At 43.1% G+C, this 23084-nt stretch carries 27 protein-coding genes; 17 read left to right on the top strand and 10 right to left on the bottom strand.

Annotated elements, in window-relative coordinates; all coding sequences use genetic code 11:
• Positions 1–42: 42 nt before the first annotated feature.
• Positions 43–279 (top strand): HP1242/YdcH family protein, encoded by a 237-nt coding sequence (locus ACKLNH_RS08655; RefSeq protein ID WP_413111862.1) that lies wholly within the window; start codon positions 43–45, stop codon positions 277–279.
• An 82-nt stretch (positions 280–361) separates the two neighbouring features.
• On the opposite strand, the gene ACKLNH_RS08650 is transcribed toward ACKLNH_RS08655, so the two are convergent.
• A complete protein-coding gene (locus ACKLNH_RS08650) occupies positions 362–670 on the bottom strand; it encodes a hypothetical protein (RefSeq protein ID WP_413111861.1) in 309 nt (102 codons plus the stop codon).
• A 152-nt stretch (positions 671–822) separates the two neighbouring features.
• Between ACKLNH_RS08650 and ACKLNH_RS08645 the strand changes: the two genes are divergently transcribed.
• Complete coding sequence (locus ACKLNH_RS08645; RefSeq protein ID WP_413111860.1) at positions 823–1701, top strand: YdcF family protein; 879 nt, start codon at positions 823–825, stop codon at positions 1699–1701.
• A 49-nt stretch (positions 1702–1750) separates the two neighbouring features.
• Here the strand turns inward: ACKLNH_RS08645 and ACKLNH_RS08640 are convergent, their stop codons facing one another.
• Positions 1751–1906: a hypothetical protein gene (locus ACKLNH_RS08640; RefSeq protein ID WP_413111859.1), complete on the bottom strand. Its 156-nt coding sequence runs from the start codon at positions 1904–1906 to the stop codon at positions 1751–1753.
• 250 nt (positions 1907–2156) lie between these two features.
• Positions 2157–2810, bottom strand: a complete 654-nt coding sequence (locus ACKLNH_RS08635; RefSeq protein WP_413111858.1) for an SDR family oxidoreductase — start codon at positions 2808–2810, stop codon at positions 2157–2159.
• 281 nt (positions 2811–3091) lie between these two features.
• Between ACKLNH_RS08635 and ACKLNH_RS08630 the strand changes: the two genes are divergently transcribed.
• From ACKLNH_RS08630 to ACKLNH_RS08610, 5 genes are all read left to right on the top strand, one after another.
• Positions 3092–4066 (top strand): CobW family GTP-binding protein, encoded by a 975-nt coding sequence (locus tag ACKLNH_RS08630; protein WP_413111857.1) that lies wholly within the window; start codon positions 3092–3094, stop codon positions 4064–4066.
• A gap of 21 nt (positions 4067–4087) precedes the next feature.
• Entirely contained in the window at positions 4088–5476 is a 1389-nt protein-coding gene (locus tag ACKLNH_RS08625) for a TldD/PmbA family protein (RefSeq protein WP_413111856.1), read from the top strand.
• The gene (locus ACKLNH_RS08620; protein WP_413111855.1) at positions 5473–6816 is read left to right on the top strand and encodes a TldD/PmbA family protein; all 1344 of its coding nucleotides are present in this window, start codon (positions 5473–5475) and stop codon (positions 6814–6816) included. Before ACKLNH_RS08625 ends, ACKLNH_RS08620 begins: the two co-directional genes overlap by 4 nt.
• Positions 6817–7045: 229 nt before the next feature.
• On the top strand, positions 7046–7579 hold the full coding sequence (locus ACKLNH_RS08615; RefSeq protein WP_413111854.1) for a cytochrome b: 534 nt from the start codon (positions 7046–7048) through the stop codon (positions 7577–7579).
• A complete protein-coding gene (locus ACKLNH_RS08610; protein ID WP_413111853.1) occupies positions 7576–8139 on the top strand; it encodes a YceI family protein in 564 nt (187 codons plus the stop codon). Before ACKLNH_RS08615 ends, ACKLNH_RS08610 begins: the two co-directional genes overlap by 4 nt.
• A 44-nt stretch (positions 8140–8183) precedes the next feature.
• Here the strand turns inward: ACKLNH_RS08610 and ACKLNH_RS08605 are convergent, their stop codons facing one another.
• Entirely contained in the window at positions 8184–8390 is a 207-nt protein-coding gene (locus tag ACKLNH_RS08605) for a hypothetical protein (RefSeq protein ID WP_413111852.1), read from the bottom strand.
• A gap of 243 nt (positions 8391–8633) precedes the next feature.
• Here ACKLNH_RS08605 and ACKLNH_RS08600 point away from each other — a divergent pair, with 243 nt between their 5' ends.
• The 7 genes from ACKLNH_RS08600 (at position 8634) to ACKLNH_RS08570 (ending at position 14550) form a co-directional block, all read left to right on the top strand.
• Complete coding sequence (locus ACKLNH_RS08600) at positions 8634–10115, top strand: SulP family inorganic anion transporter (protein ID WP_413111851.1); 1482 nt, start codon at positions 8634–8636, stop codon at positions 10113–10115.
• Positions 10116–10127: 12 nt separating this feature from the next.
• Entirely contained in the window at positions 10128–10982 is an 855-nt protein-coding gene (locus ACKLNH_RS08595) for a universal stress protein (protein ID WP_413111850.1), read from the top strand.
• Positions 10983–11062: 80 nt separating this feature from the next.
• A complete protein-coding gene (locus tag ACKLNH_RS08590) occupies positions 11063–11992 on the top strand; it encodes a precorrin-2 dehydrogenase/sirohydrochlorin ferrochelatase family protein (protein ID WP_413111849.1) in 930 nt (309 codons plus the stop codon).
• Positions 11993–12054: 62 nt separating this feature from the next.
• Entirely contained in the window at positions 12055–12981 is a 927-nt protein-coding gene (locus ACKLNH_RS08585; protein WP_413111848.1) for a polyprenyl-phosphate transporter, read from the top strand.
• A 136-nt stretch (positions 12982–13117) separates the two neighbouring features.
• Positions 13118–13546: a hypothetical protein gene (locus tag ACKLNH_RS08580; RefSeq protein ID WP_413111847.1), complete on the top strand. Its 429-nt coding sequence runs from the start codon at positions 13118–13120 to the stop codon at positions 13544–13546.
• Positions 13543–14127, top strand: coding sequence for an SCO family protein (locus tag ACKLNH_RS08575; RefSeq protein WP_413111846.1), 585 nt, complete (start codon positions 13543–13545; stop codon positions 14125–14127). The genes ACKLNH_RS08580 and ACKLNH_RS08575 overlap by 4 nt, the downstream gene beginning before the upstream one ends.
• Positions 14128–14280: 153 nt before the next feature.
• Entirely contained in the window at positions 14281–14550 is a 270-nt protein-coding gene (locus tag ACKLNH_RS08570) for an Lpp/OprI family alanine-zipper lipoprotein (RefSeq protein ID WP_413111845.1), read from the top strand.
• 30 nt (positions 14551–14580) lie between these two features.
• Here the strand turns inward: ACKLNH_RS08570 and ACKLNH_RS08565 are convergent, their stop codons facing one another.
• From ACKLNH_RS08565 to ACKLNH_RS08555, 3 genes are all read right to left on the bottom strand, one after another.
• A complete protein-coding gene (locus ACKLNH_RS08565; protein WP_413111844.1) occupies positions 14581–15450 on the bottom strand; it encodes a L,D-transpeptidase family protein in 870 nt (289 codons plus the stop codon).
• A gap of 177 nt (positions 15451–15627) precedes the next feature.
• The gene (locus ACKLNH_RS08560; RefSeq protein WP_413111843.1) at positions 15628–16749 is read right to left on the bottom strand and encodes an acyl-CoA desaturase; all 1122 of its coding nucleotides are present in this window, start codon (positions 16747–16749) and stop codon (positions 15628–15630) included.
• 96 nt (positions 16750–16845) lie between these two features.
• Positions 16846–17268, bottom strand: coding sequence for a hypothetical protein (locus ACKLNH_RS08555; protein ID WP_413111842.1), 423 nt, complete (start codon positions 17266–17268; stop codon positions 16846–16848).
• A gap of 154 nt (positions 17269–17422) precedes the next feature.
• Here ACKLNH_RS08555 and msrP point away from each other — a divergent pair, with 154 nt between their 5' ends.
• The 3 genes from msrP (at position 17423) to ACKLNH_RS08540 (ending at position 19732) form a co-directional block, all read left to right on the top strand.
• Entirely contained in the window at positions 17423–18424 is a 1002-nt protein-coding gene (gene msrP, locus ACKLNH_RS08550; protein ID WP_413111841.1) for a protein-methionine-sulfoxide reductase catalytic subunit MsrP, read from the top strand.
• A 17-nt stretch (positions 18425–18441) separates the two neighbouring features.
• Complete coding sequence (locus ACKLNH_RS08545) at positions 18442–19053, top strand: protein-methionine-sulfoxide reductase heme-binding subunit MsrQ (RefSeq protein WP_413111840.1); 612 nt, start codon at positions 18442–18444, stop codon at positions 19051–19053.
• Between the two features lie 157 nt (positions 19054–19210).
• Positions 19211–19732: a hypothetical protein gene (locus ACKLNH_RS08540; protein WP_413111839.1), complete on the top strand. Its 522-nt coding sequence runs from the start codon at positions 19211–19213 to the stop codon at positions 19730–19732.
• Positions 19733–20043: 311 nt separating this feature from the next.
• Here ACKLNH_RS08540 and ACKLNH_RS08535 read toward each other — a convergent pair whose 3' ends face one another.
• The 3 genes from ACKLNH_RS08535 to nhaD all read right to left on the bottom strand — a co-directional run bounded on the left by ACKLNH_RS08535 (position 20044) and on the right by nhaD (position 22818).
• Positions 20044–20343, bottom strand: coding sequence for a hypothetical protein (locus tag ACKLNH_RS08535; protein WP_413111838.1), 300 nt, complete (start codon positions 20341–20343; stop codon positions 20044–20046).
• A gap of 312 nt (positions 20344–20655) precedes the next feature.
• The gene (locus ACKLNH_RS08530) at positions 20656–21288 is read right to left on the bottom strand and encodes a hypothetical protein (protein WP_413111837.1); all 633 of its coding nucleotides are present in this window, start codon (positions 21286–21288) and stop codon (positions 20656–20658) included.
• A 96-nt stretch (positions 21289–21384) separates the two neighbouring features.
• Positions 21385–22818, bottom strand: coding sequence for a sodium:proton antiporter NhaD (gene nhaD / locus ACKLNH_RS08525; protein WP_413111836.1), 1434 nt, complete (start codon positions 22816–22818; stop codon positions 21385–21387).
• Positions 22819–23084: the final 266 nt, after the last annotated feature.

Genomic DNA, 23084 nt, shown 5'->3' with positions numbered 1-23084 from the left:
TATACTGGTCTGAGTATGTCACATAAATGAAGAGGGGTAATTATGCTCGGAGAGAAACACGACTTGCTTCATGAGTTTCCCAACCTTGAAGGTCGAATATCTAATTTAAAGCAGCAAAACGCAGATTTCAAAAAAATGTCCGATGAATACGACAGTTTGGATAAGCAGATAAGGGTATTAGAATTAAATGACCTCCCCATTTCAGACACGGCATTTAATCAAATGAAAAAACACCGAGCACAGCTAAAAGACCAGCTATACAGTATGCTCACCCACTAGCTGTAGACCATAGTGCAGCGTGACGTGATGTTGCTTAGCTGCACTATTCTATCAAACAGATCTAGCAAACAACCATGTTACGCTAATGTGATGATTTAGATAGTAGACTGTTTTTATCTAATCGATATCGATATGAAATCAATTTCTCCGACAATATTATAACGAAAACACGATATAACCTCTTGCGCTTCGCACCTTCACGTAGAAATTTACTTAGCAATAAATCAACCTCTATCTTAAAGTGATCGATGTTATGGCACTTCAACAATAATGAAAGCAGATGGATACTTAACTCATCAATCGCTTCATTTGTCGTATTCATCACTATTTGCGCATCTATCATATGCATGACGATACCGCCTAGCTCTTTCAGAGAGTCTATTCGTTGCACACGCTAGCCTTTATTCTTGTATTTTATTTTTGGACTAGACTAACAAAATTAACAGATCTATCAATACAAAGATGCAAACAACAATTGCTATGCCTTTGTTAGTATGGTAACAAGTTTAATTATCCCTACTTTTTTGTTACTAATGATACCCTGTGCGCATATCTGACGCTGAAATTATCGAATTGAGCCATATGGCTTTTAGCAGCAACAATCGCCATTCCGTCATGATTGCCAATCGACGCCACTGCAATTTATCAGCGGCACTGCATTGGCTTAGTCTATGCACCTCTAATAGCAGAAATGGAGAGTACTTTTTAACAAAAGGCCATGTGCTAACAATGCTCAATCAACCGCAGGATGCGCTCATCGAGTTCTATAACGCATTGCGCTTTAAATCACATCACCTGTTAGCTAGTCGAGCAGTGGAAGTATGGCGCTTTTATCTTGATCAACAAACATTCCCTACTTTGCCTGAGCTAAAGAATACCGCAACAAAGCTCAAAACCCGCTTTCGCCATCACGCTTGTAATAACGGTCCAGAAGCGTTTATCATTCCTGGGATAAAGCTACAAGAAAACGGTCAAATTTCAAACCCACTGAAAGCACGCTTATCCAATGCGCTACCGTTTCTAAGACAGACACAAAACGCGCACGTTATTTTAACGGGAGGGTTAGCTAAGGCGGGAATTAGTGAAGCTAAAGCAATGCAGCGTTTTCTCGTCGATCATGGCATTGAAAAAGAGCGCCTTTATCTCGAATCCTACGCAACAAACACCATTGAAAATATGCAATTTTCTTTGCCGTTATTAAAATCGCTTGCCGTAAAAGATGTTTCAATCCTCTCTGACCCTTTACACGCTATCAGGGCAGCAAGTACGCTGCAAACTCTTGCCCCTGAGTTAGATGTGTCAGTAAGCGGTTCCATTCCTCCCTTTAACCAGGGTTGCCCTCAATGGAGAAATGTCTATATTGACTGGTTACGTGCTGCCGGAAATCCGTGTTTTCACATTGGTAACTATGTGTATTATTAAGTAGTGAGGTAACCTCAAGCATAGCCAGCCTGAGGTTTATATTTGCAGCTTACCCTAATGACACCAGTAATGTATCTGAAGAGCTATCTTGGTTATTGATCAACACTTTTATATTGATTCCCTCACCCTCTCTGACAACTTCTTCAACAGATACTTCAGCCCCTTCAGGCACACGTTTACGAATGACGGAAATTATATCGTCCATCAGCTTCTGCTTAATCATTTCAACTTTTGGCATGTTTACTATCGATTCAAACAATAAAAGGGAAATAACGATACTACAACACTTACTCGTTGCCACCTCGAACAAATCAGTATTGTATCAATATCAAAGATTGACAAATTAGCAAACAAAAAATTTAAGTGTAATGGGCAAGTATTGAACAGAAAATATAAAAATAACAAAGCTGACATAAAATGTTCTTATGTCAGCTTATAGTTCGGGTGTTACATCGTTACACCATCACCTGCCCTAAATCGACAGGGATTGTTTTACCATTGCACGCCATACCATGATCAATGGCATACATAACGACATCAGCAACTTCTTTTGGCTGTAATAGTCGACGTGCAGGAATTGATTCAATAATACCTTCGAGTATATCCTCCCTTAACTCGCGGATCATCGGGGTATCTACAAACGTTGGTGCAATAGAAACACAGCTGATTCCTTTAGAAGCACCCTCTTTTGCAACGACTTCGGTCAAGCCACGCACGCCCCACTTGCTCGCACAGTAACCAGAGAGACCACGTTCACCTTTTCGTCCCATAACAGAAGAAATAGTGACAATACGCCCAATTCCATTCTCTCTAAAGTGTGGCATCATGTAATGAATTACATTAAAGGTTCCATTAAGGTTGACCTTTATCACACGATCAAATTCATCAACATCCATCACGTGAATAGGCTTACTCACTTGAATACCGGCACAGCATACCAAAACACTAGCGTCTTCATGCCCTTCAAGTGCTTGAGCCACACTTTGTGAATCGGTAACGTCAACCTCAGGAAAAGAAAGATCAACCACCTTGTAGCCTTGATGAGCTAGCAACTCAACTACAATCTCTCCAATTCCACCGCTACCACCTGTGACGATTGCCTTTTTCATAGCACTATATCTCCTTTACATTAGCTAATTATCATCATTGTTATAGTATTCGTACAGCTAACGCGAACACAGAATATTTCCCTTGCGCTTAGAAGCGTTTAATTTTACTTCTTACGAGTAAAATACTGTTAAGGCTGACTTTGTTATTATTACTTCTATCAACGTCTTACTGTGAAATCTACTCTGATTTTCCAACAATAGCGAAACCATGTAGCTTAATAATGTATTACTGTTTCATTTTGGAGTAGCATATTGCAATCGACCCACTAATAATAACCAATATGCATAAAATTCCAACAAATATTATCAGCGGATTTTTAGGTAGTGGTAAAACAACCGCTATTTTAGATCTTCTCAATAAAAAACCTGCCAACGAGTACTGGGCTATCTTGGTCAACGAATTTGGTCAGGTCGGCATTGATGGTGCATTTTTGTCAGAACAAGGTGCGTTAGTTAAAGAAGTGCCAGGCGGCTGTATGTGCTGTGTCGCCGGCCTTCCAATGTCTGTCGGCTTAAATGCACTGATAGAGCAAAAACCGGATCGTATTATCCTAGAGCCGACCGGACTTGGCCACCCTCAAAAAATATTGGGCAAGCTACGTTCAGAGGCCTACAGTCAACACATTGAAGTATTCGCCACGATTACCTTGGTTGACCCTCGAAATCTTGCCGATCCGCTCTTTGCTGAGAATGATAATTTTAAGGCACAAATTGCGCTTGCTGATGTTATCGTTGGTAATAAAACGGACCTATGCCAGACAGATGACTTGGCGCAGTTTACGTCGCGACTGTCTAAAATAACCAGTGACACCCAACATATTGAGCTCACCCAGCAAGGCAGGCTCAAGTTGGACCGGCTTAAACTTGACGCCAAGCAACTCGATATTGGCAGCCACCACGATCACGATACAGCGCCAGTTCCGGGCTTAGAGATACCACCCGGCGAACGTTACATTCGTAAAGAAAACAGCGGTCAGGGTTACCGTAGCTGCGGTTGGTTTTTTGACAACGAGCTAACGTTCGATTTCTCAAAAATATTCCAACTGTTTAGCCAACTATCAGCGCAACGGGTTAAGGCAGTTATCAATACAGAACGTGGTTGCATCGCATTTAATGTGGTTAATCAAGTTGTTTCGGTTAATGAGCTATCATTAGATGGATTTGAATCACGTGTTGAAGTTATTGACCGTCAGCCATTACCTTGGGACGAATTAGAACAATATCTATTGGCTAGTCTCACTACCCCGCTCAGTTAACCACTGTCGTCAGGAGATCATATGCTAGAGAAACGCATTGCACAGGAAGTTATTGATCACGCTCTTTATCTGGGAGCCGACTTCGCTGAATTGTTTATCGAACACCATCAATCGCACAGTGTCGAAATGAGTGCGTCTAAAATTGAAGGTATCAATGGTGGTATCGAATTTGGTATTGGAATTCGCCTCTTCTTTGGGTTCAAAGTGTTATACGGCTATAGCAACGATACATCGCAAGAAGAGTTAATCCGTATTGTCTCTGCCTTAGCCGCAAATGAGAAACGTGGCGATCACACTGGTGCGATCAATTTCAGCCGTACCAATATTAAAAATAGCCATACTGTTGCTACGCCACTTAGCCATGGCACCCAAACCGACAGCAAAGTGGCGTATTTAAATGCACTAGATAGTGCCGCTCGCAACGAAGATAGCAAAATTGTTCAATTCCAAGGCAGAATCTTGCAACGTGAACAAAAGATTGAGATCTACAATTCGCTCGGTTTACATGTCACGGATACACGTCATTATTCCCGTATCGCAGCATCCGCGATCGCCAGCAATGGTAAAGAACAATCGATGGGCTATGAAGCGCCAGGGGCTCTCAATGGGTGGGCATTCCATCACATGCATGACCCCAAAGCGCTGGGGTACGCGGTAGCAAAGCAAGCATTAATCAAACTTGATGCTGCTCCTTGCCCGTCTGGAGAGATGCCAGTAGTTATCGGCAACGGCTTTGGTGGCGTGATTTTTCATGAAGCATGCGGACACCTGTTAGAAACCACTTCTGTCGCCAAAAAAGCCTCCGTTTTTCACGACCAGATGGGCGAAATGATCGCTTCCTCGGTGGTTAATGCCGTAGACGATGGGACAATCCCCCACGCATGGGGATCTATCAATATCGATGATGAAGGTATGCCGACGCAGCGTACCCAGTTAATTGAAAATGGGCGCTTAACCCACTTTATGGTGGATTATCTTGGTGGACTAAAAACCGGGCACTCCCCGACAGGTTCTGGCCGCCGAGAGTCGTATCGCTTTGCGCCAACATCACGTATGCGCAATACCTATATAGAGCCCGGCACCGATACACTTAACGACATGCTCGCAAGTATTGACAAGGGCATCTATGCCGTAAAAATGGGCGGAGGATCGGTTCAACCCGGCACTGGCGAATTTAACTTTGCAGTACAAGAGGCGTGGCAGATTGAAAACGGCAAAGTGACGCGCCCGTTAAAATCGGCAACCCTTATCTCTACAGGACCACAGGTGCTTAAAGAGATTAGCATGGTGGGTAAGGACCTTGAGTTGGCTGCAGGTATGTGTGGCTCGGTCAGTGGCGCAGTTCCGACAACAGTCGGTCAACCTGCACTGAAAGTAGATAATATTTTAGTCGGAGGCAATGACGCATGAGTAAAATTCCACTTTCTCCACAATTAGCATCTGCCATTGATTCAACATTGCAAGCTGCTGCAAATGCACAGTGCGATGCCGATGTCATTATTAATCAGCGTAAGCAATTTTCACTCAAAGCTGAAAATGGCGCACTCAGCGAATATAAAGTGACCTCATCCAGCGCTCTTGGTGTACGGCTACTTAAAAATGGCAAAGTCGCGACGAGTTATACTGAATCGTTATCACCTGATAGCATTCAACAAATGGTTGACATGGCACTTGAGAGCATGCCCTATACCGAAGAAGCGCTAGGTGAAACGTTGGTCGCAACAGACAAAATCACCACACCAAATTCGGAAATTTTCCTTGCCGATAATAGCACCGAAGCAGAGAAAATTGACTTAGCCCTCTCGCTGGAATCCGCAGTCAGAGAAGCGAACGGAAAGTCACCATATAATGGATATACCAATGATGAGTCCAATATCATCTATGCCAATTCTCTTGGTGCACTATGTCATCACCAAGCACGCACTTTCTCTTGCTATACGTCAGCGTTAGTTGAAAATAATACAGATAAAGCGATGTCGCTAAAGTCGATGACAGGACGTCAATTTTCAGATTTGCATCCGCAAACTTGCGCCGCAGATGCCATCGAACAAGCCAATGCATTGTTAGAAGGCAAGCCACTAACGACCAGTAAATATTCGGTTGTTTTTGACACTAACTGCCTTGCTGAAGTCTTTTCCGCATTTTCACTCTGCTTTTCAGGTGAAGCGGCGCGTAAAGAGACAAACCCTTGGCGAAACAAGGTGGGGCAACACACTGCATCCACGCTGCTCTCATTATCGGATGTTGACAGTATCGAGCAAGGGCTCGCAATTAAAGCCTTTGATGGTGAAGGGCTTCGTGCACAAACAACCCCACTGATTGTTGATGGCGAGCTTCAATCCTTACTGCATAACACCCGTACGGCAAAACACTTTGGTGTCGAGTCGACAGGTAATGGTGCTAGAGGACCAAAAAGTCGCTTGAGTGTAGGCAGTCGACACACTGTTATTTCTGCGGGTCACCAATCAGTATCTGAATTACAAAGTGGGCGCTATCTTTACATCGTGGACTTGCAAGGTGTCCATTCAGGCGCTGATGCCATTAGTGGCGACTTCTCGTTTGGTTGCGCTGGATTTCTATACCAAGACGGAGACCTCATGCAGCCGATTAAGGGGATTACCATTGCTGGAAACTTCTATCAGATGTTGAAGGAGATTGACGCTATAGGCATCGATCAACATCGTGCTGATGGCGGCAGTTTTTATAGTCCAGACATTCGTTTTTCTTCACTCAATGTCGCGGGTAGCTAGCCAATAGTCATGATGCGCAACAATAAGGCATAATCGCCTCTTTCACATAATCCCTTTCCCTCACAGTGGGTTGAGATGATGCTCTTAACCCACAACCTTCCCACTGGTAAGTCAGCCAATTGTTCAGTCTCAACAATTTAATTGAACATCTTATTTTAATTCTTTAGTGTTAAATTAGGTGATGAAGATGTAAACTAAGCGTTAGTTTATTTAAGCATTCGGAGATAACGTGGCACCCAAGCGCTATGACTTTACAACTATTTTGATCCACTGGGTATCTGCATTATTGGTCATCGGATTGTTCGCACTAGGACTATGGATGGTTGAACTCAACTACTACAGCAGTTGGTATCGCACCGCTCCACACTGGCATAAATCTATCGGCATCATAGTCGCTGCAGTTACCGCCCTTCGTTTAATTTGGCGGCTCACCCACTTAGCGCCTCCCATGCAAGGAAGCCGTTTGGTCGTCTTTGCTGCCAAGTTTGTCCATCACTTACTTTATCTATTGTTATTTACTTTATTTATCTCCGGATACTTAATATCAACCGCTGATGGCCGCCCAATCAGCGTTTTCAATTGGTTTGAGGTACCCGGAATTGGTTCGCTATTTGCTCAACAAGCAGATATCGCTGGCCTTATTCATTATTACACCGCGTGGTCGATGATCCTTCTCGTCGCTTTACACGCACTAGCCGCTCTTAAGCACCACTTAATTGATAAAGATGACACCCTTATAAAAATGTTAGGAGTAAAAAAATGATAACTAAAGCGAGCGCAATACTCGGTATAAGCCTTCTTACTTTACCCGCTCTAGCAGACGAATATGTTATAGATACCAATGGCGCGCATGCGTCTATCAGTTTTCAGGTCAGTCATCTCGGTTACAGCTTTATCAAAGGCCGTTTTAACGATTTCAGTGGCACATTTAACTATCTACCCAATGACTTTACCGCTTCAAGTGTTGAGGTCACGGTAAATACAACGAGCTTAGATTCAAATCATGCAGAACGTGATAAGCATATCCGTAGCGGTGATTTCATTAATAGTTCCAAATATGAAACTGCGACGTTTCGTAGTACCGCCATTTCTGAACTAAATGAAAACGACTTTACCATTGATGGCGAACTGACATTGCATGGAAAAACCAAGCCCATCACTATCGATGCCATCTTAATCGGTGAAGGGCAAGACCCATGGGGAGGGTATCGGGCCGGGTTTAATGGCTCAACGCGCCTTGAGCTAGCAGATTTTGATATCCCAGTAATGGGAGACTCTAGTTATGTATTGCTTGAGCTTCATATTGAAGGGATTAAGCAATAAGGACACGCTACGGAATAAGGTCTCATTGTATAATGAGACCTCCTTTACTCTTCCCACTTGAATTTTCGACGCTGCGCAAACTCATATGCTGAATGATCAATGACGTAATAGTCCTCTTCAAGGTAACAAAAATCACTCGGGTAAGCATATCCATCTGCAGGGATAGGTATACGCATGTCCGGTGCACTTTCAGCCTGTTCATAATCTAATAGGCGTTGACGTTGGCGATGGGTGATTTGAATGAATTTCATGTTTCATCCTACTGCATAATGGAGGTGTGCACAGTGTACCTAAATACCATGTTCCACTACGTCACATCAGTAAGACTGCCATTCAATTACCTTAAGACATAGCGTAAAACATACGCTACTGAGTTGTTGCAATAATGTTTGATATGTGCTGCAATCCCTGCCCGTATGATCAGTGAGCTTGATCACAATCTATTCATTACTAACGCCTCAATTTATTGATTGATTTTCTACATGGGAATTTGCATGCAACTCTTTAAACGACAAGAATGGTTAGGAAACATTAGGGGGGATATTCTCTCTGGTATCGTTGTCGCGCTCGCCCTAATCCCAGAAGCGATTGCTTTTTCGGTGATTGCTGGTGTTGATCCAAAAGTAGGACTCTACGCTTCTTTCTGTATCGCGGTTATCACGTCATTTGCTGGTGGACGTCCAGGAATGATATCTGCTGCAACCGGAGCAATGGCACTGCTCATGGTAACACTGGTAAAAGATTACGGTCTTCAGTATCTACTAGCAGCGTCTGTACTCACCGGTTTTTTACAAATTGCAGCTGGTTATTTCCGGCTTGGCGATCTTATGCGCTTTGTTTCCAGCTCTGTCGTTACAGGCTTTGTTAACGCGCTCGCTATTCTAATTTTCATGGCCCAGTTACCGGAACTAACTAATGTGACCTGGCACGTTTATGCGATGACTCTTGCTGGGCTTGGTATCATTTATCTGTTCCCATACATTAACAAAACAATTCCATCACCATTGGTATGCATTGTTGTTATGACCGCAATTTACATGATATTCGATTTAGATATTCGTACCGTTGGGGATATGGGTGAGCTGCCTGACACTCTCCCGGTATTTTTGTGGCCAGATGTCCCATTAACGTTTGAAACCTTACAAATTATCTTTCCTTACTCTGCCGCACTTGCTGTTGTTGGTTTGCTAGAGTCAATGATGACAGCGACGATTGTCGATGATCTAACCGACACCACCAGCAATAAAAACCGCGAATGTAAAGGACAAGGCCTCGCAAATATCTTTTCTGGCTTAATTGGAGGTATGGCAGGCTGTGCAATGATTGGTCAGTCGGTAATTAATGTAAAATCAGGCGGCCGTGGACGCCTGTCATCGCTATTAGCCGGTGTACTTCTATTAATCCTTGTGGTCTTTTTCAGTGGCTTTGTTGCCGAAATCCCAATGGCTGCTCTCGTTGCTGTGATGATAATGGTCTCTATCGGCACCTTCTCTTGGGACTCGGTGTTAAAATTAAAAACCAACCCGAAATCTAGCAGCTCCGTCATGATCGTTACGGTGGTAGTGGTTGTTTTAACCCATAACTTGGCATATGGTGTGTTTGCTGGTGTATTGCTTGCGTCGTTGTTCTTTGCTAACAAAGTGGGTCGCTTTATGCTGATTACCAGAGAGACAACCACGGATAATTCGCAAGTCACCTATACAGTAAAAGGCCAAGTGTTTTTTGCATCTTCGGCTAAATTCACACAATATTTCGACTTCAAGGATGCCGTCGACAAAGTGATTATTGACCTTAGTGCTGCCCATTTCTGGGATATTACATCTGTGACTGCATTAGATAAAGTCGTTGTAAAGTTCCGTCGAGAAGGTACCGATGTCGAGTTAATCGGAATGAATGAGGCCAGTGCAACAATTGTTGATCGCTTTGGTATCCATGATAAACCTGAAGAGATTGAAAAACTCTTTGGCAGCCATTAAACAGGGAAGCGTATGTCTAAAAAAATAATCGCGTGCATAGATGGCTCTGCATCATCTACTGCTGTATCTGACGCTGCATTATGGGCAAGTCAATATATTCAACTGCCGCTAACCTTTCTTCATGTACTAGATAAAGGAAGCGATACAACGACGCCTAACCTTTCTGGGACGATAGGCCTTGGCAGCAGAGAGACACTGCTGGAAGAGTTGACTGAGCGTGACGAAAAAAACAGCAAGCAAGCCCTGCAGCGCGGAAAAGATATATTGCAACAGGCCGAGAGACGCTTAATTGGTCACTGTAGAGTCCCTATTGAGCTACGCCAGCGCCATGGAGAGCTGATTGAAACTCTTGAAGAATTAGATCGAGATACTGGTCTACTCATCGTTGGTCGTGAAGGCAATGACATCGAACGTCACCCTGGGCGTCATATTGGGGCTAACATCGAAGCCATTATCAGAGAGAGTCATCATCACCCTGTTTTGGTTGCATTGCCAAACTTTGTCACACCACAAAAAGCAATGATTGCATTTGATGGCAGTAAGACCATGCAACAAGCACTTACAACACTACTAGCGACCAACGTATTGCAATCGCTCGAATGTCATATTGTGATGGTGTCCAACTCAGGGGCAACGCCGGAATTCAATGCAGCCGTCGCGCTATTAAAAGAAAGCGGCGTGACAACGGTTGCGCGAATTGCCCAAGGAGATGTCGATGCATTACTGACACAGCATATTGAGTCAGAAGGTATCGATCTTTTAATCATGGGTGCCTATGGCCACTCTCGAATACGCCAGCTTTTAATCGGGTCAACCACAACCAAGCTAATTAACAGCTCTGCCGTCTCTATGCTGTTGCTACGATAGTCATCGTTAAAGGGAGTGATTCCCTCTAACGAATAAATTTATGGATTAGCAACAATGCGAAACACCAGTAAGGAAAGAATATGGATTTTCTGCCAATTTTCGTCAATTTAACTCATCGTCCAGTTATCGTCATCGGCGGTGGCGAAGTCGCATGCCGTAAAGTCGACTTACTGCTTGCTGCCAATGCCAGCGTTACTCTGGTTAGTCCTCATTTGCACCCTTACCTTGCTGATTTACACCTGCAACAAAAACTCACTTACATTTGCGACGACTACCAAAAGAAGTATCTTATTGGTTTTTCGCAAGCTTGGATTACAACCAATGATAGCGCTTTAAATAAAACCGCCTATTACGACTGTCAAAATCTTAAAATTTTAGCCAATGTCGTTGATGACCCCGCGCATTGCGACTTTATTACCCCATCGATTATCGATCGCTCACCGATTCAGATTGCGATTAGTAGTGGCGGCGCATCTCCCGTGTTGATTCGCCATTTACGCGAGACTATCGAGGGGGTTATTGCGCATAATCTTGGCCAACTTGCTCATTTTGCCGGCCAACAAAGAGAGCATATAAAAAACGTTCTCCCTACTGTAGATCAGCGACGTAAATTCTGGGAACGATTTTTCCGCCATCCGGCAACCGAAAAAGCGCTCACGGACAGTGAACTAGAAGGCGTATTCAACGACCTGCTCAAAGAACCAGAACAACCTGCTGGCGCAATCTATCTCATTCAACATGGCAAAGAAACAGAGCAACTGACCTTACAAGCTATACGGTTAATGCAGCAGGCCGAATGTGTTCTTTACAGCAGTGAATCCGATTTTGTAACACTATGTCGACGTGATGCAGATAAAAAGCGACTTCCTGAACATCAGCTCATGATTGAGGCTAAAGTACTATCACACGAAGGCGTACGTTGCTGCGTGCTAACCCGCTCACAATCACTATCATCTCAACTTGGCAATTGTGATAATGTTATCATTGCAACAAGTAGTGATTTCAAGTAACTGAGTTCTTTTTTGAACCAAATAAATAGGTATAATAGCCTTTTAGATAAACTGATTTCATTATGCTTAGTCGACTTTTTTTATTTCTCAAAGGCATGGCCATGGGCGCCGCCGACGTCGTTCCCGGTGTTTCTGGTGGTACTATCGCCTTAATCACGGGAATTTACTCAACATTACTCGATAGCATACGTCGAATCACTCCAGAAATAATTTCTGTTCTTAGACAGCAAGGAATAAAAGCGGCTTTTTTGCACGTTAACGGACCGTTTTTGATTACCCTGTTTGCTGGTATTCTTACGAGTATACTGACCCTTGCTCGCTTCATTTCTTGGTTATTAGAACACCACCCTATACCATTGTGGTCATTTTTCTTTGGCCTTATCATTATTTCGGTTGTTCACTTAGCAAAACATGTTGCTTATTGTTCAGTGCCTAACATACTTAGTCTTATTGCGGGCGTTGGCTTTGCTTACTTGATCACCGTCGCTCACCCACTTCAATTGGAGCCGACACCGATCAACATCTTAATTGGCGGCTCTATTGCTATCTGTGCCATGATTCTTCCCGGCATTTCCGGTAGCTTTATTTTATTGTTACTTGGCTTATATACGCCAGTGATCACCGCCGTGAAACAATTTGATGTTAGTTTACTCTCGATATTTGCAATCGGTTGTATATTTGGCTTACTGTCATTTTCGCATCTACTTGGCTGGTTACTGAAACATTTTAAAAGCCTCACGATGATGTTCCTAATTGGTTTAATGATCGGCACACTGAATAAAGTATGGCCTTGGAAAGAAGTGACTAGTTGGCGTACTGATTCTAGTGGCGCATTAGTACCATTAACCGAACAAAATTTGTCACCTTTTACCTACGAGCAAGTTATCGCTCAACCAAGCCAGCTTGGCAGTGCCATTCTATGCTGTATCGCTGGAATTTTACTTGTTCTATTGTTGGAAAAGCTTGGAGAAAAAGTGCAAAGCCACTAACTTTTCATTAGGCGCCAATGATCTTATTGGCGTTTTTGTAACCGTAAAAATTTGATCTCAATAGATATAATTCTATAGCTACCATGATATGTTACATATAGTTAACATGATGAGCTGTTATTTACTGAGGTCTTTTATGCAATATGTCCGCTTTTCTCTTACCGTACTCTGCTTATTTGTCATCGGCTTCTATGTACCCCCTTATATTAAGCAACAATTGCAGCCTGCTCCACCGAGCCAGTTTGATTGTTATCTAGACGAACTGGAATGCAAGACAGCACAAATGCATATCACTCTCGCGCATCAAAGCTCAGCACAAAATAATGTAATCACCGTCCACACCACTCAAAATATCGATGCCGAACAGTTAGAAATAAAACTAACTGGGTTGAATATGGATATGGGGCAGTTTAATGTCTCTATCCCTAAGCTCTCTGGCAACACATTCCAAACCTCGCTCTGGTTTCCGGCTTGTACCCACGACGAGATGATCTGGGCCGGACAATTAGTCTCACCTAATGGAAATTTGGAACAACAAATCGCAATTAAGGTCGCTCGCCAATGAAAATAAAAACACTCATTCTATTTGTCGCGCTTTGTGCTGGGCTAGGCTTTCGTTGGTATCTTGAAGGAAGCAAAAGTACATTACCGTCGTTAACAACGTCTAACAATCAAGTTGTTTCCCTACAGAATACCGATGATCCCCGGCTTCGTATTGCCTATTTCGGTTTTACTCATTGCCCTGATGTTTGTCCTACCTCACTGGCCGTTTTAGCCGCGGCCCTTAACAGCATGGAGCCAGATAGTCGTCAACATCTGCTGCCACTGTTTATCTCTCTCGATCCAGAGCGAGATACACCGGAAAAAAGTGCTGAATATGCCCACTACTTTCACGATTTGATTATTGGTGCCTCAACGACTGTAGAACACACCAAAGAACTCGCAGAAAATTATGGGGTACTGTACCGTAAAGCAGAACTGAGCACTTCGTCGCTTGATTACGCTATTGATCACAGCTCTTTCTTTTATATTATCGGTCCAAACGGCGAACTCCTCGATAAGGTGCCGCATACCATGAACCCAGCAATGATCGTCAATAGCGTACAATCTCTTCTTCCTATGCACATAGAAAATTCTCATTTATAGGAAATAAGCTATAGTTATGAGACGAGTACGGATATATGACGACAATCCATGAACCTACAGGAATAACTGGTTCTATGATTTATCGTCTGTGTCATACTGTACAAACGTGGGTATGAGACTATCTAATCAATCCAAAGAAGCAGAGGTTCTATCATGAAAAAGACGCTTTCACTCCTTACTGTTGCAGCTCTAACAACGTTCGTAGTTGGGTGTTCAAGTTCAGACAATGTTCAGGCCGATAGCATCGACAACCTAAGCAACCAAGTTGCTGCACTTGCCGATAAAGTTCAGTCTCTTGAAATGAAGCAAGACGAAACATTAGCAGCAGCCCAATCAGCAGATGCATCTGCCCAGGCTGCAATGAAAGAAGCAATGAGAGCTAATCAACGTATTGATAATATGGCAACTCAATACTCTAAATGATACCAATTGGATCCTATCTATAAGGTGGTGCTAATGCACCACCTCCGTAATCTCTTCCGGGACACCAGACTGTAGACGAATCACCGAGCGTAATCTTGAAACAGCCTGCTTGTCTTCTAATTCTTTGACAACACCCTCTGGTACTGACAGCCGCTTAAAAAGGTGCTGCTCTTCCTCACTCTTTGACAAAGGCTGGTGTGCCTCCACATACAAAGTTCCATCCGGCTCAACCGACAACTTCAATGCGTTATTCATGATTGTTACCTTTGTGCCATATCCCACTTCATCGAATAACCATTCAATGTCGGGAGGTAGCATTCGTATGCACCCAGAACTGACGCGCATACCAATACCGAACTCTTTATTCGTACCATGAATAAGGTATTCCCCATTACCTTTGCCCAATCGCAACGCATAATCACCCAACGGATTTTCCGGTCCCGCTTCCACGACTAGCGGAAGCACAATATCGTACTTCTCTAAATACTCCTGCCGAATATTCTTGGTGGGTGTCCAAGTTGGGTTCTCAATTAAGCTCACTATACTGGTGACCATTTCCGGTGTTTCGCGACCAATCCGACCTATGCCTATTGGAAAGACATGAACACTCCTCTTCCCTTCAGGAAAATAGTACAAACGCAGCTCAGCAAGGTTAATCACTATACCTTCCCAGGGCACATCAGGTAGCAACATCTGAGTTGGAATGGTTAATAGATCATCTTCCGATGGCAGAAAGGGGTCGCTACCTTTGTTTGCTTCCGTCAATGCAAGAAACCCAACATGATATCGCTCAGCAATATCTGCCATACTCTCCTTCCCGTTTGGTTGATATGACTCTAATGTACCAACCAAGCGCCCTACTTCTGGTAATGGATATTCTGTTGCATAACTAGACCACATCAACAGCATCCCTACACTTGCTATCACTGCTCTATACACAACCAACCTCATATAGACACCATTATAAAACCGTAAAACTAGACCGCGCGAAGCGAGAAATATCCCAGCCCGGCACCAAACCATCAGTATAACGACCAACGTAATGACGTGCTGCAATAACGAGGCTTTTCGCATTAATTAGGCATACTTAGTGGTAAAACGTTTCCAACGTCGTCGTTGAACAGCAAGTTGTTTTTTTATGGCGACATATTGCTGCTCTAATTGGCAGTATTGCGATTTCAACTGGTTTTTTTTGGCTGCTATCAATGATTTTCGCGCAACATAGTGTACTGATATTTGCAGCAACAACTGCTCATACTCTTGTTGCAGCTGAATCAATAATCGCGTTGCTTTATCTTGCTGCTCTAACCGTACTCTAACTTTAACCATCGTCTGTTTTACACGCATTTTCTCGATTCTATCAGCCGGTGTACGTCGTAAATCACTAGCTAACGTCAAGCGGTGTAGTGTATTTATCAACCACTTTGTTGGGTCGAATTGCCACCAACGAAAGCCATTACGGTAATCATTTTCAAAGAGATGATGGAAATTATGATAGCCTTCACCAAATGTTAGCAATGCTAAAATCGGATTATCTCGAGCACTATTTCTATCTGTATAGGGCTGGCTGCCCCAGTAATGGGCCAAGGAATTAATAAAGAAGGTAGTATGGTGACTTAAAAACAGCCTAGCGACGCCAATAAGCAACAAGCTGCCCCAAATATCCCCAACAAGAAAGCCGATAACAAAAGGAAGACCAATATTGGTTAGTAGCACAAGTAGCAAGTAGTACTTATGTTGCCACTGTACAATAGGATCTTTAGCTATATCACGACAATTCGTATAATCATTATAACGCTCAGGCTCATACTCACGCAGCATCCATCCTATGTGAGAGAACCACAAGCCTCTTGAAGCTGCATAAGGGTCTCGCACACTGTCGTCAACATGCTTATGATGAACACGGTGATCTGAACACCAGTGTAAGATACTATTTTGTAGTGCAAAAGCGCCGCCTAACGCATAAATCACCCGAATAGCCACATGCGCATTGTAGGAACGATGAGACCACAAGCGATGGTAGCCAGCGGTAATGGACAAACCACATAAACAGTAACTAAAAGCAAATAAAAACCATAGTGGCCAACTATAGCCATATTGGATTCCATACCAAGGTACGAGAAGCAGCGAAACAATAAGCGTCGCGCTAAATAACGCTACATTCACCCAAATTAGCGGTGGTTTATGATTCATTTCCATCGAAAAGACTCGCTTTCAGCTTACACATGTAAGCCATAATACCCTCTCATAACAAAACATCAACACACAAATAGCGCAATTTTCACACCTCACAAATCAAAACTTGAATCTCATCCCTGCCTGCCCTTCAAGCCTAAACGCACTCTCTTTGGAGAAATAGTAGTGTGGTCCTGCCTCAGCATAAAATGAAACAAGGTCGCTATTACCCAAAGGCAGTTCTAACCCTAGCCCAAAACGAGCGCCAAACTGATAACGCTTATCATCGACATATTGCAGTCCAGTGTAGCCATAAAGTAAATCAAGTTGATGTGCTTTGATCAGGCGATCGAGCGGGAGCATAGCATCAGCTGACACACTAAACGTATCCAGCCCAACCGAGAATTTATAGTGAGGGTGGGCTTTAATGGTTAATCCTGATGAAGGCGAACCCAAATATACACCCGCATCAACGCCGTACATAGCGTGAGAAGAAAGAGGAAGCAATAACCCTAATGCGATAACTAACACACTTTTTTTCATTTGTGATCCTTACAACGAAATCAAACAACATTTTCAAAATGTCATATTGCACGCAAGATTCAAACGCAATTTTGAATAAAGATCAATAAATTAAACTATTTGTGTAAGACAAATCTACCTTGCAGGGTCTATTCACTAAATGGAGGAAGTGGACATGCTAATAAAGAATAAGCAGCAATGGGCGTTGAGTGAAAACGAAGCCACGCCGGAGCACATATACAAGCAACGTCGGCAACTCTTAAAAAAGCTGGGAATGTTAGCTGTCGCTTCCCCGTTTACATCAAGCGTGAATGCCAGTCTTTTCGGTTGGAGGGATGAACCAACCACGCCAACCTTTACGCGCACAATGCTCAATGCCAGCAGTAGCGATTCAGATCTAACGTTAACACCAGAAGACAAAATACTAAAATACAATAACTTTTATGAGTTTGGCACTGGTAAAGCTGACCCGGCAGAAAATAGCCAACAGTTTGTCGTCGATCCTTGGACGTTGAGTATTAATGGCCATATTAAGCAACCAGTTACTCTCGACTATGACGACTTATTTACACGTTTTGGCTTAGAAGAACGAATTTACCGATTACGTTGTGTCGAGGCGTGGTCAATGAACGTTCCTTGGATAGGCTTTCCTTTACGTTCTCTCTTAAATATGTGCCAACCAACGTCTTCAGCCAAATTCGTCGCCTTTGAGACGCTTTTCGACCCAGAGCAGATGCCGGGACAACGCGCCTATTCAAGCGGTGGAGGGATCAAATACCCCTACGTCGAGGGACTACGTCTTGATGAAGCCATGCATCCTTTAACAATACTGGCTGTTGGACTCTATGGTAAAACCCTTTCGCCGCAAAATGGTGCGCCCATTCGCTTAGTCGTACCATGGAAATATGGTTTCAAAAGTATCAAATCAATCGTAAAAATATCTTTGGTGGACAAACAACCGCCTACAACTTGGAACCAACTTGCACCTAATGAATATGGCTTTTATGCCAATGTTAACCCACAAGTTGACCACCCTCGTTGGTCGCAAGCTAGCGAGCGCTTTATCGGTGCTGGCAATCTATTTAGTAGCCGACGCCAATCCACCCTGATGTTCAACGGGTACGCTGATGAGGTCAGCGCACTATATCAAGGAATGGACCTAAAAAAATGGTACTAAAGATCAACAAGAATAAAATGCGTATACTAAAAGCGTTGCTGCATTGTATTAATATTAGCTTTGTGGCCTACATGCTCACGTTGGCATTTTCCGATAAACTCGGTGCAGACCCCGTACAAGGACTTAGTCATTTTACGGGTAAAGCCGCTATTCATGTTCTCTTCCTCACCCTGCTTATCTCTCCACTCAGCCAGTATTTTCGTATCAGTAATCTGATCCCACTACGGCGACCAATGGGCCTTTACGCCTTCTTTTGGGCAACACTGCATATCTCCGTTTATATTGGGCTAGATCTAAATTTTCAATGGCGCTTGTTGTTTTCTGAACTCACCCAACGAACCTATTTGATTGTTGGATTTATCGCTTTTACTTTATTAATTTCGTTAGCGATCACCTCCGTAAAATCAATACAAGTATCCATGCGCCAACACTGGCAAACGCTTCATAACACCATCTATCTCATTGTACTTTTAGTCCCTGTACATTATCTAATGTCAACCAAATCAGATTGGGTAACCCCCAGCGGATACCTTGTCGTTAGTATTGCCTTGCTAACATTACGGTGGAATAAAATCAAAAGGATAGTGAACAGATTCTCGTTTCGCCGATACCAGCATGATAAACTTTAAAAAGTTAGCTACTCTCAACGCATAAATAAAAACTAGGTAGACACGATTGATCCTTCAGCTCATAGAAAATAGCTTAGCCGTATTCGAGAGAGATTGTAGACAACTTTGCGAGCTTCATTATCCCGCAGTTCACAATCGCGGTATTAAAGACCGCCATTTGGATAAGACACTGGTGCGGCGCCTATATCAACAATTCACTGCGCAAGGTTTAACCGTGTCTGTATCACAATCAGCGCTCAACGGTAGTGCGTCACACCCTGTGTATTCTATCACTTGTAACAACACGACAATATGGCTTGTTTCGCACCAAATGATCAGTGCAAATAAAGCGAATCGCGATGCAATGTTTGAGCAATTGCAACGTATTAAGCCACTGATTAACGGCGACCAACACCACTATATCCTGCTAACTGCTGATCATTGGTTTAATCGCAGCATGGCCAGTAAACAGTTACCAGCATGGTGGCTCGGTGAACTACCACAGAACCTAGCTGACTATTTCAGGCAAGGAATTAAGCTGCAACAATGCAAGAGCTCGTTAGCAGAGCAGTTATTAAAGCAATTCGAATGGACGGCGGTAACTCAACATATTCGCCACCCACTGCCTCATAAAGAAAGCAATGAAGCTGCACGACGCTACATGTTATTCACTACCATTATTTCGACTTCAAACGCCTAATTGCCCATCTGCCTTTCAATAACAGCCAGTATTTGACGTCGAATACTGTCATAGAAAACCCATCGTTACATAGCCGTTCATTAGAAAACTCAACCGCGATCTCTATTGTATTACGATAATTTTTACTACAGTGATAGTTCTCACCTATTCCAAAAGGAGTGCGAACCATGGCAAAACGTGTATCGAATAAAAAACTAAAGCAAATGATAAAAACGGTAAAAGAAAATAAGTAACCGCAGCGTTGACAGGGGCTCAGCACCCCTGTTAACTTATTTTCGATACCCAAAGCGTCGCCATTCAATTCTTCTTCGCTATAAATCTCGAAGTAAAATTTCTAGCTCCTCTTCTGCATACTCAATAAGACGCGCTAACTCTCGCGCATCTTCATTATATAATCCTAAGTTCCAGCACTCAGTTTTGCCCGAGTCACCGTAACACACTAAATCTGTCATACCGTCATGTACTTTGAATGCGATATGCTCAAACTCGGCATCAATACTACGATGCTCCTCTTCTATCTCGACAGTCAACAGGCCAGTGGGAATAACATTCACTACAGCATGCATCTCTGGGTTACCTGGCAAAGTAAATTGCCGACGTTTTGCCAACATGACTGTTCTCCTTCACATAAATGGGTACCATTTAAAGCGTAGTTAAGCCATATTCATCACGCTGCAGAAATGTGAACATATTCACACTAAAACAAAGATAAATAACGTAATGTTTTGAATATTAAATGTTTTTTAGTTGTAATTTTTTGCTATATAAAAGGAGGTAATATAATTCTGAATTATATATAGTTTGAATCAATGATTCTTCTCGCCCCCTTTTATCAGACTCACGGGAGTACTTTATATGCCACGAGGCGCTCATTGTAAACCATAGTCTCCAGCACATGCTAATATTCTAATCATATCTTTCACTCAAAATCTATAACCTAGCATAAGGTGAGACATCCCTAAACGTAACTTCGTATCACCATCACGTATTCGACTAGCTGAGCTAAGGCGCAATGCCACATCCCAAAAGCCATAACTTCCCACTAGCGCAAAATGACCCGCCATACCGACGCCATCGAAATTAAAACGATAAGTGTCTCCATCTTCTGCCACCTTGCCATGCAAATTAACATATTCGGCACCAATACCTGCCTGCGCTCTAATTGACTTACACCCATGGCAAGATTGTCTACTCCCCCATTGATAAAACAACACTGGCTCGGCAACAACCGAAACACCTTTTACATCTCCGGAATAACTTCCCCCCGTCGATGAGCTAACATCATTCTTTAATGTTGTTGCAATTAGCTGAGTGTGATAACCCCAGGCACTTTCCCCAAAAAAATGTGGCTGTTGCTTTAGCCCCAGCTGCAACATAATATTGCTATCACCTTCAAATTTTCTCTTGCCATTAAAATCAGGGTTACTTAGTTCCAATTCGCCACTGCTTGCTGCTACACCAACATATATAGTAGGCAGACTAAACTCGCTCCCTGATTGCGCACTAGCGCTAAATGCGTAACACCCAATCCATAATAATGGTAAAACACGCTTCATCACAAAATCCATTTCAATATTGCACTGATTACAATCTACAATAAGTACACGCGAATTTTATGTGGTGAATTGTAAATATCAGAACTCGATCAATGATCAAACAATAAAAAGTGATGCATTTAACCACAAGTGGCACAGGATGCTGGCAAAATAACCTAAACCAATAACGGGCAACCAGCGCAAATGCCCCATGAACGTATACTTTCCATGCGCCGCTCCCATTAGCGCAACCCCCGCAGCCGACCCTACCGATAACAGGCTACCACCAACCCCGGCAGTTAACGTTACTAACAACCAGTTCCCTAAGGTCATGGCTGGCTCCATAGTAAGCACTGCGTACATGACTGGAATATTATCGACAATCGCCGACATAATACCAACCAACACATTTGCCCAAACGGGATCCCATTGCGTGTAAATGACATCTGAAATGGCACCTAAATACCCAAGTAAGCTCAACCCTCCCACACACATCACCACACCATAGAAAAATAGTAATGTGTCCCACTCGGCATGAGATATACGTCGAAACACATCAAATGGCACGATAGACCCAAGACGTTTTAATGCCGCTTCATCATTATTTGCTAATGCCCTTAAACGCTTTTTCGCCAGTGAGCTGGGTAAGGTTTTACGCAGAAAATAGCCAAATAACTGCAAATAGGCCAGCCCCATCATCATGCCTATCACTGGAGGGAAATGAACCAACACATGAAATGCAACCGCTGTAGCGATGGTCAATAAAAAGAGCCCGACAATTCGCCTCGCTCCCCGTTTTAGTTCTACATGCTCATGTACAACTTCAGGGACGCCTTTGGGAACAAAGCGACTCATAATAATCGCAGGGATGAGATAATTCACAATAGATGGGAATAACAGCGCCATAAATTCACTAAACGTCACATGGCCAGCTTGCCACACCATTAACGTCGTAATATCCCCAAAAGGACTAAAAGCGCCCCCAGCATTCGCGGCGATAACAATATTGACACAAGCTAGATTGATGAATTTTTTCTGTTCACCAGCCACTTTCATTACCACAGCACACATCAATAAAGCCGTCGTTAAGTTATCAGCAATGGGTGAAATAAGAAACGAGAGCACCCCAGTTAGCCAAAATAGACTATGGAAGTTAAAGCCTTTTCCTACCATCCATGACTGAAGCGCATCAAAGATGCGTCGCTCTTCCATTGCACTGATATAAGTCATCGCCACGAGCAAAAACAACAGCAATTCAGCATATTCCAGTAAATTGTGTTCTAGTGCTTCTGTCGCCTGCTCGCTCAGACCAGCAGCATTAAAGGTTAACCCAATTAAAAACCAGATAATTCCCGCAGCAAACAGAACAGGTTTGGATTTTTTTAATTGTAAATACTCCTCCCCCATGACAAAAACATAAGCAATCGTAAAGATAACCAAACAAGCAATACCAACATTACTACGGGTATAGTCAACGAGTACCTGTGCATTCACCGCGCTCGAATAGAGCGCCAACAGTGTACTTCCTCCCCATATCAGGCTAGGTTTCATCCTGTTTCTCCAAATGATTTACTCAGCTACCATTAACTATACAACGACTATTTATCGCACACGGCCATTGTTTACTTATTTGTGAGGTGAATGACAACGAATTGTTCATTAGGATATTGAGCAACTCAGCGTAACGCCTAGAAGATCACGAAGCTGCCAATACAACAGCAACAAACTCTAGTACAATAGTCATTAATTAGACGAATACTTGCAGTGCTGTATTTTCAGAGCCCAAAAAGACTGCATAATATTAAGGTTATTTTTCA

It is taken from the genome of Thaumasiovibrio clandestinus, assembly GCF_047250365.1.
Taxonomy (GTDB): domain Bacteria; phylum Pseudomonadota; class Gammaproteobacteria; order Enterobacterales; family Vibrionaceae; genus Thaumasiovibrio.
This window is presented reverse-complemented; position numbering and strand designations above follow the sequence as displayed.